This is a genomic window from Pseudomonas sp. JS3066 (assembly GCF_036328175.1).
Classification (GTDB): domain Bacteria; phylum Pseudomonadota; class Gammaproteobacteria; order Pseudomonadales; family Pseudomonadaceae; genus Metapseudomonas.
Map to the genome: position 1 here is coordinate 2502770 of NZ_CP143312.1, position 13535 is coordinate 2516304.

At 62.8% G+C, this 13535-nt stretch carries 13 protein-coding genes and 1 pseudogene; 6 read left to right on the forward strand and 8 right to left on the reverse strand.

The window, feature by feature from the left end; translation table 11 throughout:
- Positions 1-14: 14 nt before the first annotated feature.
- Entirely contained in the window at positions 15-2000 is a 1986-nt protein-coding gene (locus SA496_RS11720) for an alpha-1,4-glucan--maltose-1-phosphate maltosyltransferase (protein ID WP_280358863.1), read from the reverse strand.
- Between the two features lie 131 nt (positions 2001-2131).
- Positions 2132-2635, reverse strand: a complete 504-nt coding sequence (locus SA496_RS11725; protein WP_120651077.1) for an MgtC/SapB family protein — start codon at positions 2633-2635, stop codon at positions 2132-2134.
- A 178-nt stretch (positions 2636-2813) separates the two neighbouring features.
- Between SA496_RS11725 and SA496_RS11730 the strand changes: the two genes are divergently transcribed.
- A complete protein-coding gene (locus tag SA496_RS11730) occupies positions 2814-3191 on the forward strand; it encodes a Rho termination factor N-terminal domain-containing protein (protein ID WP_153920006.1) in 378 nt (125 codons plus the stop codon).
- 333 nt (positions 3192-3524) lie between these two features.
- On the opposite strand, the gene SA496_RS11735 is transcribed toward SA496_RS11730, so the two are convergent.
- The 3 genes and pseudogenes from SA496_RS11735 to SA496_RS11745 all read right to left on the reverse strand — a co-directional run bounded on the left by SA496_RS11735 (position 3525) and on the right by SA496_RS11745 (position 5058).
- A complete protein-coding gene (locus SA496_RS11735; protein ID WP_120651075.1) occupies positions 3525-3767 on the reverse strand; it encodes a metallothionein in 243 nt (80 codons plus the stop codon).
- 278 nt (positions 3768-4045) lie between these two features.
- A pseudogene (locus SA496_RS11740) lies at positions 4046-4433 on the reverse strand (phosphotransferase system, HPr-related protein).
- A gap of 160 nt (positions 4434-4593) precedes the next feature.
- A complete protein-coding gene (locus SA496_RS11745; protein WP_120651073.1) occupies positions 4594-5058 on the reverse strand; it encodes a PA2169 family four-helix-bundle protein in 465 nt (154 codons plus the stop codon).
- A 197-nt stretch (positions 5059-5255) separates the two neighbouring features.
- On the opposite strand from SA496_RS11745, the gene SA496_RS11750 reads away from it, so the two are divergent.
- A complete protein-coding gene (locus SA496_RS11750; RefSeq protein WP_120655197.1) occupies positions 5256-6143 on the forward strand; it encodes a formate/nitrite transporter family protein in 888 nt (295 codons plus the stop codon).
- On the opposite strand, the gene SA496_RS11755 is transcribed toward SA496_RS11750, so the two are convergent.
- Positions 6144-7112, reverse strand: coding sequence for a class I SAM-dependent methyltransferase (locus SA496_RS11755; RefSeq protein ID WP_330115457.1), 969 nt, complete (start codon positions 7110-7112; stop codon positions 6144-6146).
- Here SA496_RS11755 and SA496_RS11760 point away from each other — a divergent pair.
- From SA496_RS11760 to ligD, 4 genes are all read left to right on the forward strand, one after another.
- Positions 7084-8091 carry a YbdK family carboxylate-amine ligase gene (locus SA496_RS11760; protein WP_330115458.1) on the forward strand — a complete coding sequence of 336 codons (1008 nt, stop codon included), beginning with the start codon at positions 7084-7086 and terminating at the stop codon, positions 8089-8091. The genes SA496_RS11755 and SA496_RS11760 overlap by 29 nt on opposite strands.
- 64 nt (positions 8092-8155) lie before the next feature.
- Positions 8156-8647 carry a DUF4142 domain-containing protein gene (locus tag SA496_RS11765; protein WP_120651069.1) on the forward strand — a complete coding sequence of 164 codons (492 nt, stop codon included), beginning with the start codon at positions 8156-8158 and terminating at the stop codon, positions 8645-8647.
- A 30-nt stretch (positions 8648-8677) separates the two neighbouring features.
- Positions 8678-10009, forward strand: coding sequence for a cation:proton antiporter domain-containing protein (locus tag SA496_RS11770; protein WP_330115459.1), 1332 nt, complete (start codon positions 8678-8680; stop codon positions 10007-10009).
- 70 nt (positions 10010-10079) lie between these two features.
- The gene (gene ligD, locus SA496_RS11775; protein WP_330115460.1) at positions 10080-12629 is read left to right on the forward strand and encodes a DNA ligase D; all 2550 of its coding nucleotides are present in this window, start codon (positions 10080-10082) and stop codon (positions 12627-12629) included.
- Position 12630: 1 nt separating this feature from the next.
- On the opposite strand, the gene SA496_RS11780 is transcribed toward ligD, so the two are convergent.
- Together SA496_RS11780 and SA496_RS11785 are read right to left on the reverse strand one after the other, a co-directional pair.
- Positions 12631-13182, reverse strand: a complete 552-nt coding sequence (locus tag SA496_RS11780) for an ATP-dependent Clp protease proteolytic subunit (RefSeq protein WP_330115461.1) — start codon at positions 13180-13182, stop codon at positions 12631-12633.
- 66 nt (positions 13183-13248) lie between these two features.
- Complete coding sequence (locus SA496_RS11785; protein ID WP_120651066.1) at positions 13249-13443, reverse strand: DUF2795 domain-containing protein; 195 nt, start codon at positions 13441-13443, stop codon at positions 13249-13251.
- Positions 13444-13535: the final 92 nt, after the last annotated feature.

A 13535-nucleotide genomic window follows, 5' to 3' on the forward strand; every position in this document is an offset into this window, starting at 1 on the left:
GCATACTCCTGTTCTCAACGGACCGGACGGACACGCCAGATACCGAATGGCAGGTGCGAGGGGTCGATGCGCATCCATTGCACCTTGCCGTGCCATGTCCAGCGGTGGCCGCTCATGAGGTCCTCGCCTTCCAAGTCGGCGTCGTCCGGTAGTCCGAACTCCCACAAGGGGAGCTCGAAATGCGCTTCCTGTGGCTGCTGCGGATCGAGGCTGATGGCAATCAGGATGAAGTTCGACAAGTCATCGGTGCGCTTGCCGAAGTAGAGGATCTGGTCGTTCCACGCGTTGTAGGCCTTGAAGCCCAGATGGGTCTGCAGGGCGGGATTGTCGCGGCGGATCATGTTCAGTTGCGTGATCTCCGCGCGAATGTTGCCGGGAGCGTCGTAGTCCCGCGCGCGCAGCTGGTACTTCTCTGAGTTCAGGTATTCCTCCTTGCCGGGCACGGGCGCCGATTCGCACAGCTCGAAGCCCGCGTACATACCCCAGAGCCCGGAGCCCATGGTCGCCAGGGCGGCGCGGATGAGAAAGCCGGCGCGGCCTGCGTGCTGCAGGAAGAACGGGTTGATGTCCGGCGTATTCACGAAAAAGTTGGGACGGTAACAATCCCGCCAGGGCGGCTGGTTCAGCTCAGTGAAGTACTTCTGCAATTCGGCCTTGGTATTGCGCCAGGTGAAATAGGTGTAGCTCTGGCTGAAGCCGAGTTTTCCCAGCCGCGCCATCATGGCCGGCCGGGTAAAGGCTTCGGAGAGGAAGATCACCTGCGGATGCCGCTGCCGCACTTCGGCGATCAGCCATTCCCAGAATGGCAGTGGCTTGGTGTGCGGGTTATCGACGCGAAACAGGCTGACGCCCTGCTCCACCCAACCGAGCACGACGTCCCGCAACGCCAGCCACAGGCCGGGGATGGCCGGCTCGGCGTAGAAGTCGACATTGACGATGTCCTCGTACTTCTTCGGCGGATTCTCCGCGTGGCGAATGGTGCCGTCCGGTCGCCAGCTGAACCAGCCCGGATGCTGCCTGAGCCACGGGTGGTCGGGGGAGCACTGGATGGCGAAGTCCAGGGCCACCTCCAGGCCGTGCGCATGAGCCGTATCAACCAGCATGCGGAAATCCACGAGGCTGCCCAGTTTGGGATGGACGGCATCATGGCCGCCCTCTTCGCTACCGATGGCGTAGGGGCTGCCGGGATCGTCCGGCCCGGCATGCAGGCTGTTGTTGGGGCCTTTGCGATGGGTCCGGCCAATGGGATGGATGGGTGGGAAATAGAGCACGTCGAAACCCATCCCGGCGATGTCCGGCAGGCGCCGACAGACATCAGCGAAGGTACCGTGACGCGTTGGGTCATTGCTTTCAGAGCGGGGAAAGAGCTCATACCAGCTGCCGAACAGGGCGAGGCGCCGTTCCACTTCCACGGGGTACGTGGGGCTGCGCAGGAGATGAGGACGGTGCTCGGCGCGTCGCATCAGCGCGCCTATCTCAGTTTCGATGAACAGTGCCACCTGGTCCTGGATTCCCCGGCAGCCATCGAGTCGTGAGAGGAGTTGGCCGAGTTCCCTTGTCATGTGCGCTGGAGCCTCGCCGGCAATCCGTCGGACCAGCGCTGCACCTTCGGCCAGTTCCAGCGACACCGGGACGCCAGCCCCATACTTCTTCGTCAATTCGTAACGAAAGCTCGCATAAACGTCCTGCCACGCTTCGATGGCGAACTCCAGGCGTCCTTCCGCCTCGGGCATCAACAGGGCGGCCCAATGATCGTTGCCGAGAGGCTCCATCGACACGCGTCGCCAGTCGGAGTGTCCCGCCATTTTCCAGAGCAGGTCCGCCGCCAACTGGTCATGGCCGTCGGCGAAGATGACCGCCCGGACTTCCAGGGTCTGGCCGCAAATGCATTTGGCTGGAAAGCGCCCGCCGTCGACCACCGGTTCCACTCCCTCGATGGCCAAGCGGGGTTCCCGTGCCGCGCGAATCGCCGTGGATTCTCCTTCTTGCGTCGGAAGCATGCTCCTGGCTCCTTGAACGCCTCGCAGACGATGCAATCGGTTGAGTCGGCCCGGCCAGCACGATCCTGCATCGACACGCTGGGCTCCTGGATTCCGAGAGTGCGACGTCAGGAAAAGTTCAGGTGGATTTCCTACTCCTTCTCCTGATCGTTCTTGCCGTTCCCCGCAGGGTCGACCAGCAACGGGAGCACATGCAGCACCATCAGTGCCAACAGGGTTGCGAGCACCGCCGTGGCCTCCCGACCCAAGCCGACGGCAACACCAATGGCGGCGGCAGACCAGATACCGGCCGCGGTGGTCAGCCCCTTTACGTCGGCGGGACTGCGCCCCTTGAGGATGGTGCCGGCGCAGAGGAAGCCGATGCCCGCCGTAATGCCCTGGATTACCCGGCTAATAGCGTCGTGGCCTGCCCCGTCCTGTTCCAGGGCCATGACGAACAGCGTCGCGCCGAGACAGACCAGCATGTGGGTGCGCATGCCGGCCGATTTACCCTTGACCTCCCGTTCGTAGCCAAGCAATCCCCCAAGGAGAATCGCCATCAGAAAACGCAGCAGCGCTCGAACCAACCCCTCGACGTCGCCGAGATCGGCAAAATCCGCAAGCAGGGTGTCGAGGATGCGTTCACCCAGTTCCATCGCGCGCTCCGAATGGGCTGCATGACATTCTGAAAACAACCACTGGAATCAGTTCGCGCTATCGGAGTAACGGCGACACCGTTCATCAGCCAGGGCGAACCGCTGGCCCGCGGACGCCTCTTTCGAAGTAAGGCCATGCGGCGCAACAGTTGCAGGCGACCTCAGGAGGAACCACTCAATGCCACGCGGAAGCAAAGCCAAGTACACCGAGAAACAGAAGCGCAAGGCCGAGCACATTGAAGAGAGCTACGAGGCCAAGGGCGTGCCAAAGGAAGAAGCCGAAGCGCGCGCCTGGGCGACGGTCAACAAGCAGTCCGGCGGCGGCGAACGCGCCGGCGGGTCCGGTCAGCTCACCAGCGCCGGGGAAAAGCAGGCAGCCCGTAAATCCTCCGCCCGTCGCGCAGTGGCGACCCGCAGAGGCCTACCTCGCCCCGACCAGAAAATGAACGCCATGAGCAAGAGCGAACTAATGGAGCACGCACGCAAGCGCAACATTCCTGGCCGATCCAGGATGCGCAAGGATGAACTGATCGAGGCGCTGCGCGAACCCGCCTGAGCCCTTCTTCCCCTGGCCGTCGCAGCAGTATGGCGACGGTTCTTCTGGTTTGTGGACGCGGCGGGGAATTTCCCGGTGGCCAATTCATCCGCCTTGGGGCATACGCAGCAGCCAGCGCTTTTTCGGTGCGCCAGGCGATGTTCCATGGGGCTCCGAGGGGGGATAAAAAGAGCGCTATCCACCCTGCGGCTACGTCCAGTTCCCAGGGCGTCCAGCGAGCTTGCGATAGCCATCAGCCCGGACCGCATGGGTAGCGCCACCCAGCCTATGCCGCAGAGCTCCCCACGAGCTACAAGAGCCGGGGCTGGAGAGGGCTGGGCAAGGTATCGGTCATCACGGTGAAATCGGATCGCTTGCCGGGAAGGTCTCTTCCAGGGCGTGATCGACCTGGGTTTCGCGTGGCTGATCTCGCGCGTTGGCCTCGCCACAACGGCAATCCGGATCGCGGCATTGCTCGTCGTCCGTAGGATGGCCTTCGGCGCACGCCGGGCAGCAAAAGGCGCGCCCTTCACGTATCACGGCGTCGGAGCCCACCTCACAAGTGCATTCAGGGCAGGCGCAGCGCGTACCATTCATGGTCTTACCCTCCAGAGGAAGAAGCCCAGGGCTGTGTTGGGCTGGGGCACATGGCTGATCAGTGGCCGCTGGCGGTTTTCCGGGTAGCGGTGCTTATGCGGTAGCTGCATGATTCAGACCCTTTCTGCCGCTTGGCTGGTGGCCTTGCCTCGCTGTTTACGCGACCGGCGTTTTTTGCTCAGGGACACCACGACCTTTACGCCGAAGCGATTGGCGGGGACCCAACTGATCCTGGAATCGTTCATGGCAGTACCTCCCCGCGCCTGCGGCGCGAGCAATCACTCGTTTCCGTCGTCATCCACCGGAGACACCCGGTCGGTCCAGGGCTTGCCGTCGAGGGGTGCGGAACGCCCAAGCTCCCCTTCATCGAGACCCGATGCCGCCGCCGATCTCGGATTCACCCACCGTGCGCAGTTCGGTATCTGCTGGGCCACCGCCAGGTTCGTCCGGCGAGCGGGCGCCAGTCTGGTCATACGGGGCGTAGGGTGACTGGTCGCCGTGTTCCACCACAGACTCCGACGCATATTCCTGCTCGGCCTCGCCGGTCGGGCGCAAGTCTTCGATGCTGCCCTCACGGGTATCTCGCTCCTGATTGAAGTCCAGCTCGCGAGGTGAGTTCATGCGGTACTCGGTATCTTCCCTGGGGGTGGGTTTGTCGCGGATCATGATGGCTCTCCGATTGGGTTACCTGTTTCAGTCGACTGGCCGGCCGCAGCAATGATTCAGACTTTTTGCCAGACGGATGAGCAGCTGGCGGGCATGAAAAGGCCCGAAGCATGTCCGGGCCTTCTGGCGCATCCAGCACCCGGATGCCTCGCCCCACTGATCAGCCCCTGGCACGCTCTGCGTTGCGCAGCGCCTTGATCTGATCATGGTTGCGCATCACCCCTTCATACTGCCGCTGCACGATGGCGCGAATGTCCGTTGGCAGGTTCGTTCGCAGCGCTTCGGCATAGTGCTTCTTGGCCACGTCCTCGCCGCGTTCGGCTTCGTTGAGGATGACTTCCTCATCCTTACCGGTCACCAGGGATTTCAGGTCGACCCAGCGCCGATGCAGGTCGCCACTGACGCTGGTGCTCTCTTCGGGCTTGCCTCCGAGTTCCAGCACCGCTCGCTGCAGTTCGGCTGCAGCCGTACCGCATTGCCGTGAGTGCTCCATGAACACTTGCTTAAGGTCAGGCCGTTTGACGTCCTCGGCACAGACCTTGAAGCCTGCTTCGCCGTCCTTGCTGGTTTCGATGAGGTTGTTGAGGGTGTGAACGATCTCTTTGCGATCTTCTGTGAGTTCCATGTGTCAGCTCCTGGCCTTCGACGGCCAATGTGTGGGTGGGTGACCCGAGCCGGGCCTACGCAGGTTCCGACGTATTACCCGCAGTGATCGTTCAGGTATTTTTCCCCGGCGGTCATTGGCGCCGCGATGGATGACATGGAGTCCACATGATCGGCGCACGGTCACATGTGAGTAGCCATCCTGCGAAGGTCATTGCCATGGACAAGAGCAACAGCGACAAGACCCCGGCCCTCACCGCCAGCGAAGAGCGCGAAGTACACAAGAGCAAGCCACCGCGCGCCGCCGTGGTGCACGAGATCATCCGTTTGCAGGGTGACCAGGAGCTGCAACGCACGGTCGCCGCGCTGTGGTGGTCGGCACTTGCAGCAGGGCTGTCCATGGGCCTTTCGATGATGGGCATGGGATTGCTGCGGGCGCGCCTGGAGGGCATCGAGAGTGCCGTGGCAATTTCCAGCATCGGTTATTCGGCAGGCTTTCTCGCGGTGATCCTCGCCCGCCAGCAACTCTTCACCGAGAACACCCTCACGGCCGTGCTGCCGTTCATGAACAAGCCTACGCTGGGCAACCTCAGCCGCCTGGGCAAGCTCTGGAGCGTGGTACTGGCTGGCAATCTCGCGGGGACGTTTCTGGTGGCCTACGGGATGCTCCAGTTACCGATCTTCGACACGCAAACCGACGAGGCTTTCCTCGAAATCGGTCGCAAGCTGATGGAAAACGACAGCACCCAGATGTTCGCCCGTGGCGTTATCTCCGGCTGGATGATCGCCACCATGGTCTGGATGATCCCGGCCCAGGAAAGCGCCAAGTTCTGGATCATCGTGATGGTCACCACACTGATGGGCCTGGGCGACTTTACCCATATCGTGGTCGGCTCGGTGGAGGCCGCTTACCTGGTGTTCGCCGGCGAACTGGCGTGGATGGAGTTCTGGCTGGTGTTCGCCGCTCCAACCCTGGCCGGCAACATCGTCGGTGGCAGTTTCATCTTCGCGCTGATCAGCCATGCCCAGATCCGCAGCGACGTCGAACTCCAGCAAGCAGAACGAGAGCGCCGCCGCGAGCTGGTCGCAAAGCCGGAAGACGACTAACTAGGTGCGCTGGACCGTCAGCAGCACGGCCGCGATGCGCTCGGCATGCTGGTAGGCGGACTCGTCCAACTCCTCGCCGAACACGTCCGGGTCCAGCTCCCGGTAGTGCCATTGGCAATCGCAAGCGTCGAGGCATTCCGCAATGCGTTCATAGAATCCGTCCCGCCCGTTCACCATGGCCACGCCGGTATAGAGCAGCAAGGCGCCGCCAGGTGCCAGGCGCGCCACACCGCTGTCGAGGATGGCAAGGGACAGCCCGCTGCCCATCTCCCCTCCCCCGTGGCGGTAGCTGCGTTGAGCCGGGTCCAGCATGTAGGGCGGATTGGCAACAATCAGGTCGAAGGTGCCTTCAGCCTCGCGCAACAGGTCGCTGGCAACCGCGCGTACTCCCGGCGTTGCCGCCAGGCGAGCGTTGACCCGGGTGAATTCCAGTGCCCGCAGATTGATATCCAGCGCCTGGACATCCGCTCGCGGATAGCGTTGGGCGATGCGGATGGCCGCCGCGCCAGTACCGCAGCCCACGTCCACGGCCTTGCGCACCTCATGGCCGCGGGTGTCGAGCAAAGCGTCGATGGCTTGTACAAACCGGTAGGTATCCGGGCCGAAAAACACCGCATCGGCAGCATCGGTGGGGAACGCGGAGTGCACGTAGAGCTCATCGCCCAGGTCGGACCAGCGAACCACGGAGCGGAAACCGTCGACCCCAGCGGACAGCACATCAGCTGCCTCCATCTGGCGGAACAGGGATTCACCAACCACATTACGGACGAAGGGACGGCTCCAGCCAAATACTCCGGCCAGGTCCGTCGCCATGGCGTTTCCAGGACGGCGGTTGATGCGCTGGTGGGTGGCAGGTGTGACGGTGGTGAAGCGATAGCCGCTTTGCTTCAGCGACTCGCCCAGTTGCAGCAGCGCACTGGGTACTTGCCTGGCGGAGGAGATGTTCGAGTGCCAACTGGAACTGGTCACACCGATACTCCACGACTTCACCGAGGCAAGGGCTTGCCTGCTGGACCAGCGCGCGCGCCTCGCTCAAGCGGTGGCCGGATTCGGCATGGGGCTGGTTTCAGCCGGTAGCCATCCCTTCGCCGACGGTCTGACGACACGCAGCAATCCTTCGCCGCGTTATGAATGCCTATTCGATGATTACCGGATGATCGCCCGCAGCAGCCTGCTTTGCGGTCTTCACGTGCATGTGGGTATCCCTGCCGGCCATGACCGCGTCCGCCTGGTGCGCCAGCTGTTGCATTGGCTGCCGTTGCTGCTCGCCCTCAGTGCGTCTTCGCCGTTCTGGTTCGGCCATGCCACCGGTTGCATGAGTTATCGCCGGGTAATCTGCGGGCAGTGGCCGAGGATGGAATTGCCTGACGATTTCGCGAGCGAGGCAGAGTACCGGGAGCATGTCAGGTGGTTACTCAGCAGCGCTTCCATTCGCAACGACAACGACATCTGGTGGTTCATCCGCCCTTCCGCCCGCTTCCCCACCCTGGAGCTGCGTATCGCCGATGCCTGTCCACGACTGGCGGATTCGCTGTGCATCGCCGGGCTGTTCCGCAGCATGGTCACTCACGCCCTCGCGCACCTCGAGCTCCCCAGCGTTACAGCCATCCAGCGGCAGGTGGTCACGGAGAATTACTGGCGGGCGCGCCTGCAAGGCATCCACGGCCGTTACCTGGACGAAACCGGCTGTCACGCAATGGACACCTCGACCTGGCTCACCCTGGCCGAAGAGCGTTTTGGCGCGACGGCAAGGGCCCTGGGTGAAGAAGGCGCGTTCGCGCAGGCACACCAAATCCTGCAATCAGGCAGCAGCGCCGACCGCCAGCTCGACGCGTACCAGCACGCCCTTGCGCAAGGCTCATCGAAGCCTCGAGCATTGATCACAGTGGTCGATGGTTTGCTGGCAGAGTTCACCGAAGGGTGGCCGACAGAGCGAAAAATAACCTGAACCCGAGAACGCGCGGAGACATCCCAATTGTACGGATGACCTCAATTTTCAAGGGTGAAACACCATGATTTCCCTACCTGATCTGGACACTGGCGAACCCTCCCCCCGAAGCTTTTCCGAAGTCGAGCGCGAATCCGGAGCCTTTTGTGCCCTGGCTCTCGCCACTGGCGAAGTCGGCATGCAGGCCGCCGAAATTGCCCTGCAGAAAAGCCCCTCCGCCGATGTTCGCGCCTTTGCCATGATCACCATGGTAGAGCACTGCCGGGTCAATGGGGCGTTGCAGTCCCTGGCTGGACGCAAATGCCCGCAGCTCCTAAGCGATTCTGGGGCGGGCGCGGAGCTGGATGAGTTGCAAAGCATCGAGCCCGAACACTTCGATGCCGCCTTCGCTACCGGACAGGTCGCCGCCAACGAAGCGGTTGTGGCGTTGCTTGAACGCTCGGCCGCCGACATCGACGACCTGGAGTTGCAGGACTTCGCACGCACCACGCTGCCGGTATTCGTGCACCGTCTGGAGCAGGCCCACGCTCTGGCCGCTGCCCACCCGCTACGCTAGCCGCGATCTGGTCGGCGCGGCCCATCCAGCGTGACCTTCTTCCTGTGGATGCTTGTGCTGGGCAGCATCCTGCTCATACTCGGGCTCGCCTCTGCCTATGTCCGGCTCCTGCCCCTGTCCACCTCCGCCATCTACCTGCTGTTCGGCCTGCTCATAGGGCCCGTTGGCTTCGGCCTGTGGGAACAGGACGTGCTGACGGTCGGTCCGTGGCTTGAACACCTGGTGGAAGCGACGGTGCTCATCTCGCTGTTCCTCTCCGGGCTGAGGTTACGCCTGCCCTTCCGGGCTCCAGAGTGGCGTCCGGCCTGGTTGCTGGCGGGCCCGGTGCTGATCGCCACCATCATTGGCCTGGCAGTGTTCCTGTACTTCGCACTAGGCCTCAGCCCCGGCCTGGCGCTGCTGCTGGCCGCGATTCTCTCGCCCACCGACCCAGTGCTGGCCAATCTGATCCAGGTGAACGATGCCGCTGATACGGATCCGATGCGCTTCGCCCTGACCGGGGAGGCAGGGCTGAACGATGGAATCGCCTTTCCCTTCGTGATGGCGGGGTTGCTGCTCCTGGGGTTCGGCGACTTGTCCAGCGTTCCGCTGGAGGACGCAGCGACCTGGTTGCTGCGCTACGTAGTCTGGGCCATTCCGGCGGGCCTTCTGTTCGGCTTCTGGTTTGGCCGCATCGTCGGCCAGCTCGGAATCCACCTGCGCGCACGGCACACGGACATGGCGGTATCGCCCAATACCTTCCTTGCCCTGGCGGTCATCGCCCTCTCCTACGCGGCAACGGAAAGCATCGGCGCCTGGGGATTCCTCGGCACCTTCGCCGCAGGGCTGGGGATGCGTCATGCGGAGGTAGGCGCCAGTGGTGAGGTGCCCGCCGAGGTCAGTACGCCTGGAGCCGAAGACCGTGAGCCTAGCCACGGCCAGGCGATCATCGAGTTCGGAAACGACAAGGAGCTCCACCCGCAAATCGCCGCCAGCGCGCTGATGGTGGACATCCTGGCCTTCGGTAACCTCCTGGAACGGGCCCTGGAGGTCCTGCTGGTCACCCTGCTCGGCGCGCTGCTCTACGCTCACTGGCGCTGGGAGGCGGTGATAGTCGCCTTCGGTCTGTTCCTGGTGGTGCGCCCCGCCGCCGTCCTGCTGCTCATCCACGCGCCACAGATTCCGACGCCCCAACGCCTGCTCATCGGCTGGTTTGGCATACGCGGGGTCGGCAGCCTCTTCTACCTCTGCTTTGTCCTCAATCAAGGTGCCGTCGAACTGGATCGGCACCTGCTGAGCGACCTGGTGCTGAGCGTGGTGGCCATGAGCATCCTCATTCATGGGGTCACCGTGCAGCCGCTGCTCAAGTATTTCCATGAGTGACCATTGCCGTTCGCGAATCAGCCTGAACCTTATCGCGGCAGTCGCCTCTCCTGAAGCAGGAGGCCCTGCCGTGAGTGACTCTCTCGACGACTACAAGCGCAAGCGTGATTTCGATACCAGCCCGGAGCCGGCGGGCCGGCCCGCTCGTGTCCATGGTGGGCGCAAGGCGCCCGCGCGGGCGTTGCAGTTCTGCATCCAGAAACACGATGCCACGCGACTGCACTACGACTTCCGCCTGGAACTGGATGGCACGTTCAAGAGCTGGGCTGTGCCCAAGGGGCCCAGCCTGGACCCACAGGTCAAGCGCCTGGCCATCCAGGTCGAAGACCATCCGCTGGATTACGCCGACTTCGAGGGCCACATTCCCGAGGGGCACTACGGTGCCGGCGACGTCATCGTCTGGGACCGGGGTATCTGGATTCCCCAGCTCGACCCCGTTGCCGGCTATGCGATGGGGAAGCTGAAGTTCGAGCTTCGCGGCGAAAAGCTCAGCGGTATCTGGAACCTGGTGCGAACCAACATGCCGGGCAAACAGGAGCAATGGTTCCTAATCAAGCATCGCGACGACGCGGCACGCACCGAAGGCGAACTGGACATCACCGAAGCCCTTCCAGGCAGCGTCCTCAGCGAGCGGACCCTGCTGCCCAAGGCGAAGGGCAAGCAAACTCCCGAGCAGCAGCGAACCCCGGTAAGCCGCCGCTCCAGGGGGAAACGCCTGGAGGGGAGCCTTCCCGCGCCATTGCCAGCGTTCATCAAGCCGCAGTTGGCAACGCTGGTGGACGACACACCCGACGGGGATTGGCGCTACGAAGTGAAGTTCGACGGCTACCGCATCCTCGCCCGCATCGAGCATGGCGAGGTGTGGCTTTTCACTCGCAACGGCAAGGACTGGAGCACCAGGTTGCCTGGCCAGCGCAATGCACTGGCGGGACTGGGGCTGGAAAGCGCCTGGCTGGATGGCGAAGTGATAGTCGCCGGCGACGATGGCACGCCGGACTTCCAGGCCCTGCAGAACGCGTTCGAGACGGGACGTAGCGAGGACATCCTCTACTACCTCTTCGACCTGCTCTATCTCGACGGCAACGACTTGCGCGGCGTACCGCTCGAACAAAGGCGCGCAACGCTGGAAAAGTTGCTGAAGGACACAGACGATTCGCTGTTGCGCTACTCAGCCGATCTGATTGGAGACCCTGATTCCCTGTTGGGAAGCGCTTGCCGGATGAAGCTGGAGGGGCTGATCGGCAAGCGCGCGGGTAGCCTCTACCAATCCCGACGCAGTACGGACTGGATCAAGCTCAAATGCAAACAGCGCCAGGAGTTCGTGATCGTTGGTTACACCGAACCCAAGGGCAGCCGCAGCCACTTCGGTGCCCTGCTTCTGGCGCTGCACGACGAAGACAGCGGTGAACTGCGCTACGCCGGCAAGGTAGGAACCGGCTTCGACCAGGCGACCCTTACCCGGGTGCAGGCCCGAATGAAACCGCTGGATGTGGCAAAGCCGACCCTGGCGAATCCACCCACCGGAACCGAGGCCACGGGCGTGCACTGGCTCAAGCCGGAATTGCTGGCTGAAGTGGCCTTCGCCGAGATGACCCGCGAGGGCCTTGTGCGCCATGCCGTGTTCAATGGGCTGCGCAGCGACAAGCCAGCCAGCGCCATAACCTTCGAGACACCCAGGCATGCCGCTGGCGCGAAGCAAGGGGCTGATGCCAGGCCTGCGCACGAGTATGCAGGCGCAACGGCGCGGAAGGTTCGCATTACTCATCCCGACCGAATCATCGATGCCAGCCTTGGTTCCACCAAACGCGATCTGGTCGAGTACTACGCGGATATCGCCCCCTGGCTGCTTCCTCAACTGCGGGACCGACCGCTTGCACTGTTGCGGGCTCCCGATGGGATCGCCGGCGAACTCTTCTTCCAGAAGAGCGGAGAGCAGCTGGGCATAGACGCCATGGAATTACTGGAGAAATCCCGCGCCGGTCAGCCGGCGATGGTCATCAATAGTATCGAGGCGCTGATCGGCGCAGTTCAGATGGGCACCCTCGAACTGCATACCTGGAACGCGACAGGCGCAGACCTAGACCACCCGGACCGTTTCGTCCTTGACCTCGACCCGGACCCCGCGCTGCCGTGGAAAACCATGGTCGAGGCGACCCAGCTGGTGCTTACCGTGCTGGACGAACTGGGGCTGACTGCATTTCTCAAGACCAGTGGCGGCAAGGGGATGCACCTGGTGGTGCCACTGAAGCCGAAAGACGACTGGGACCAGGTGAAGGACTTCAGTCACGCCATCGCCACCCACATGGCCCAACACCTGCCGCAGCGTTTCTCGGCCAAATCCGGTCCGAAGAACCGCGTGGGGAAAATCTTCATCGACTATCTGCGCAATGGCCTGGGCGCCACAACCGTGACCGCCTATTCCGTTCGGGCACGGGAGGGGCTACCGGTTTCCGTACCGGTGTTGTTTGAAGAGATCGCGGCGCTCAAGGGTGCCCATGACTGGACCATCCGCAACCTGCGCAAGCGTCTCGATGAAGCGGGCGAGTCGCCGTGGGCAGGTTTCGAGAATCAACGGCAGACCATTACCCGCAGCATGCGCAAGCGTCTGGGACTGGCGTGACTCAGGAATGCACGCACCAGCTCACGGATTCCGCAGGCATTCCAAGACCGCCCACGGCGTGGATCAGTCCCGCATCCAGCGCGTCCTGGGCATCGAGAATCTTCGGCGACGCCGTCAGGCATTCCAGGACGTTCAGTGGCGAAGCGGCGCCACGCGTACGCTCATCGACGATGCTGACGTACAGCTGCAGGTCGTAGTCGAGGCTCATCGCATACTCGGACATTCGCGCGTGGTCTACCGCACCGTTCAGGGTCCAGTGGAAGGGATGAAAGAGAAACTTGCTGTAATGACAGGCAGTCCGGTGCTCACCGGCGAGGAAGATGATGTTCCCCATGGATTCCACAGTGCCCAGGTTATGGGTCTTGACCGGCACCGGCAGTGCGATCAGGAAGTTATATATGGAAAACCCATAGCTGCACTCGCCGCCCATGGTTGCGATCTTGATCACCAGTTCGTCGGCGCCCTGCTGGATGGCCTGGGTACATTTGTCGATCAACTGGCCACAGGTGTGCGAGTTGATCGGTGCCGTGAAATGCACAACATGTGTTCTCACGTCGCTCTCCTTGGCGGAGCGCTCCCGCGACTTTCCCAGCCTCACCGCGCGATGGCGCGACGTCGGTTATTCCGCGGCGCAGTAACCCTGCATCACGTCCACCATGCTCTGGTACTCCTGATCTGGCAGGCTTTCCAGCGCCTCCATCACTTTCGGGGGAACCCCCTGTTGCCGTGCGTACTCGATCATCTGTGTCCTGCCCGCGGGAAAGTGCATTCCCTTGAGGAATGAGGCCAAGTTGGTCGGGGGCTTCCTGGACATATGCACCTCCACAAGTAGCGAGCGAAGCGAAAATCGCGTCGTGCGCTCGCCCGCTTACATGGCCCGACCAAACTGACTACCCGTCCTGGCAA

Coding starts and splice junctions, on each gene's coding strand:
- SA496_RS11720 (WP_280358863.1), bottom strand. CDS start 2,000: ATGCTTCCGACGCAAGAAGGAGAATCCACGGCGATTCGCGCGGCACGG.
- SA496_RS11725 (WP_120651077.1), bottom strand. CDS start 2,635: ATGGAACTGGGTGAACGCATCCTCGACACCCTGCTTGCGGATTTTGCC.
- SA496_RS11730 (WP_153920006.1), top strand. CDS start 2,814: ATGCCACGCGGAAGCAAAGCCAAGTACACCGAGAAACAGAAGCGCAAG.
- SA496_RS11735 (WP_120651075.1), bottom strand. CDS start 3,767: ATGAATGGTACGCGCTGCGCCTGCCCTGAATGCACTTGTGAGGTGGGC.
- SA496_RS11745 (WP_120651073.1), bottom strand. CDS start 5,058: ATGGAACTCACAGAAGATCGCAAAGAGATCGTTCACACCCTCAACAAC.
- SA496_RS11750 (WP_120655197.1), top strand. CDS start 5,256: ATGGACAAGAGCAACAGCGACAAGACCCCGGCCCTCACCGCCAGCGAA.
- SA496_RS11760 (WP_330115458.1), top strand. CDS start 7,084: ATGTTCGAGTGCCAACTGGAACTGGTCACACCGATACTCCACGACTTC.
- SA496_RS11765 (WP_120651069.1), top strand. CDS start 8,156: ATGATTTCCCTACCTGATCTGGACACTGGCGAACCCTCCCCCCGAAGC.
- SA496_RS11785 (WP_120651066.1), bottom strand. CDS start 13,443: ATGTCCAGGAAGCCCCCGACCAACTTGGCCTCATTCCTCAAGGGAATG.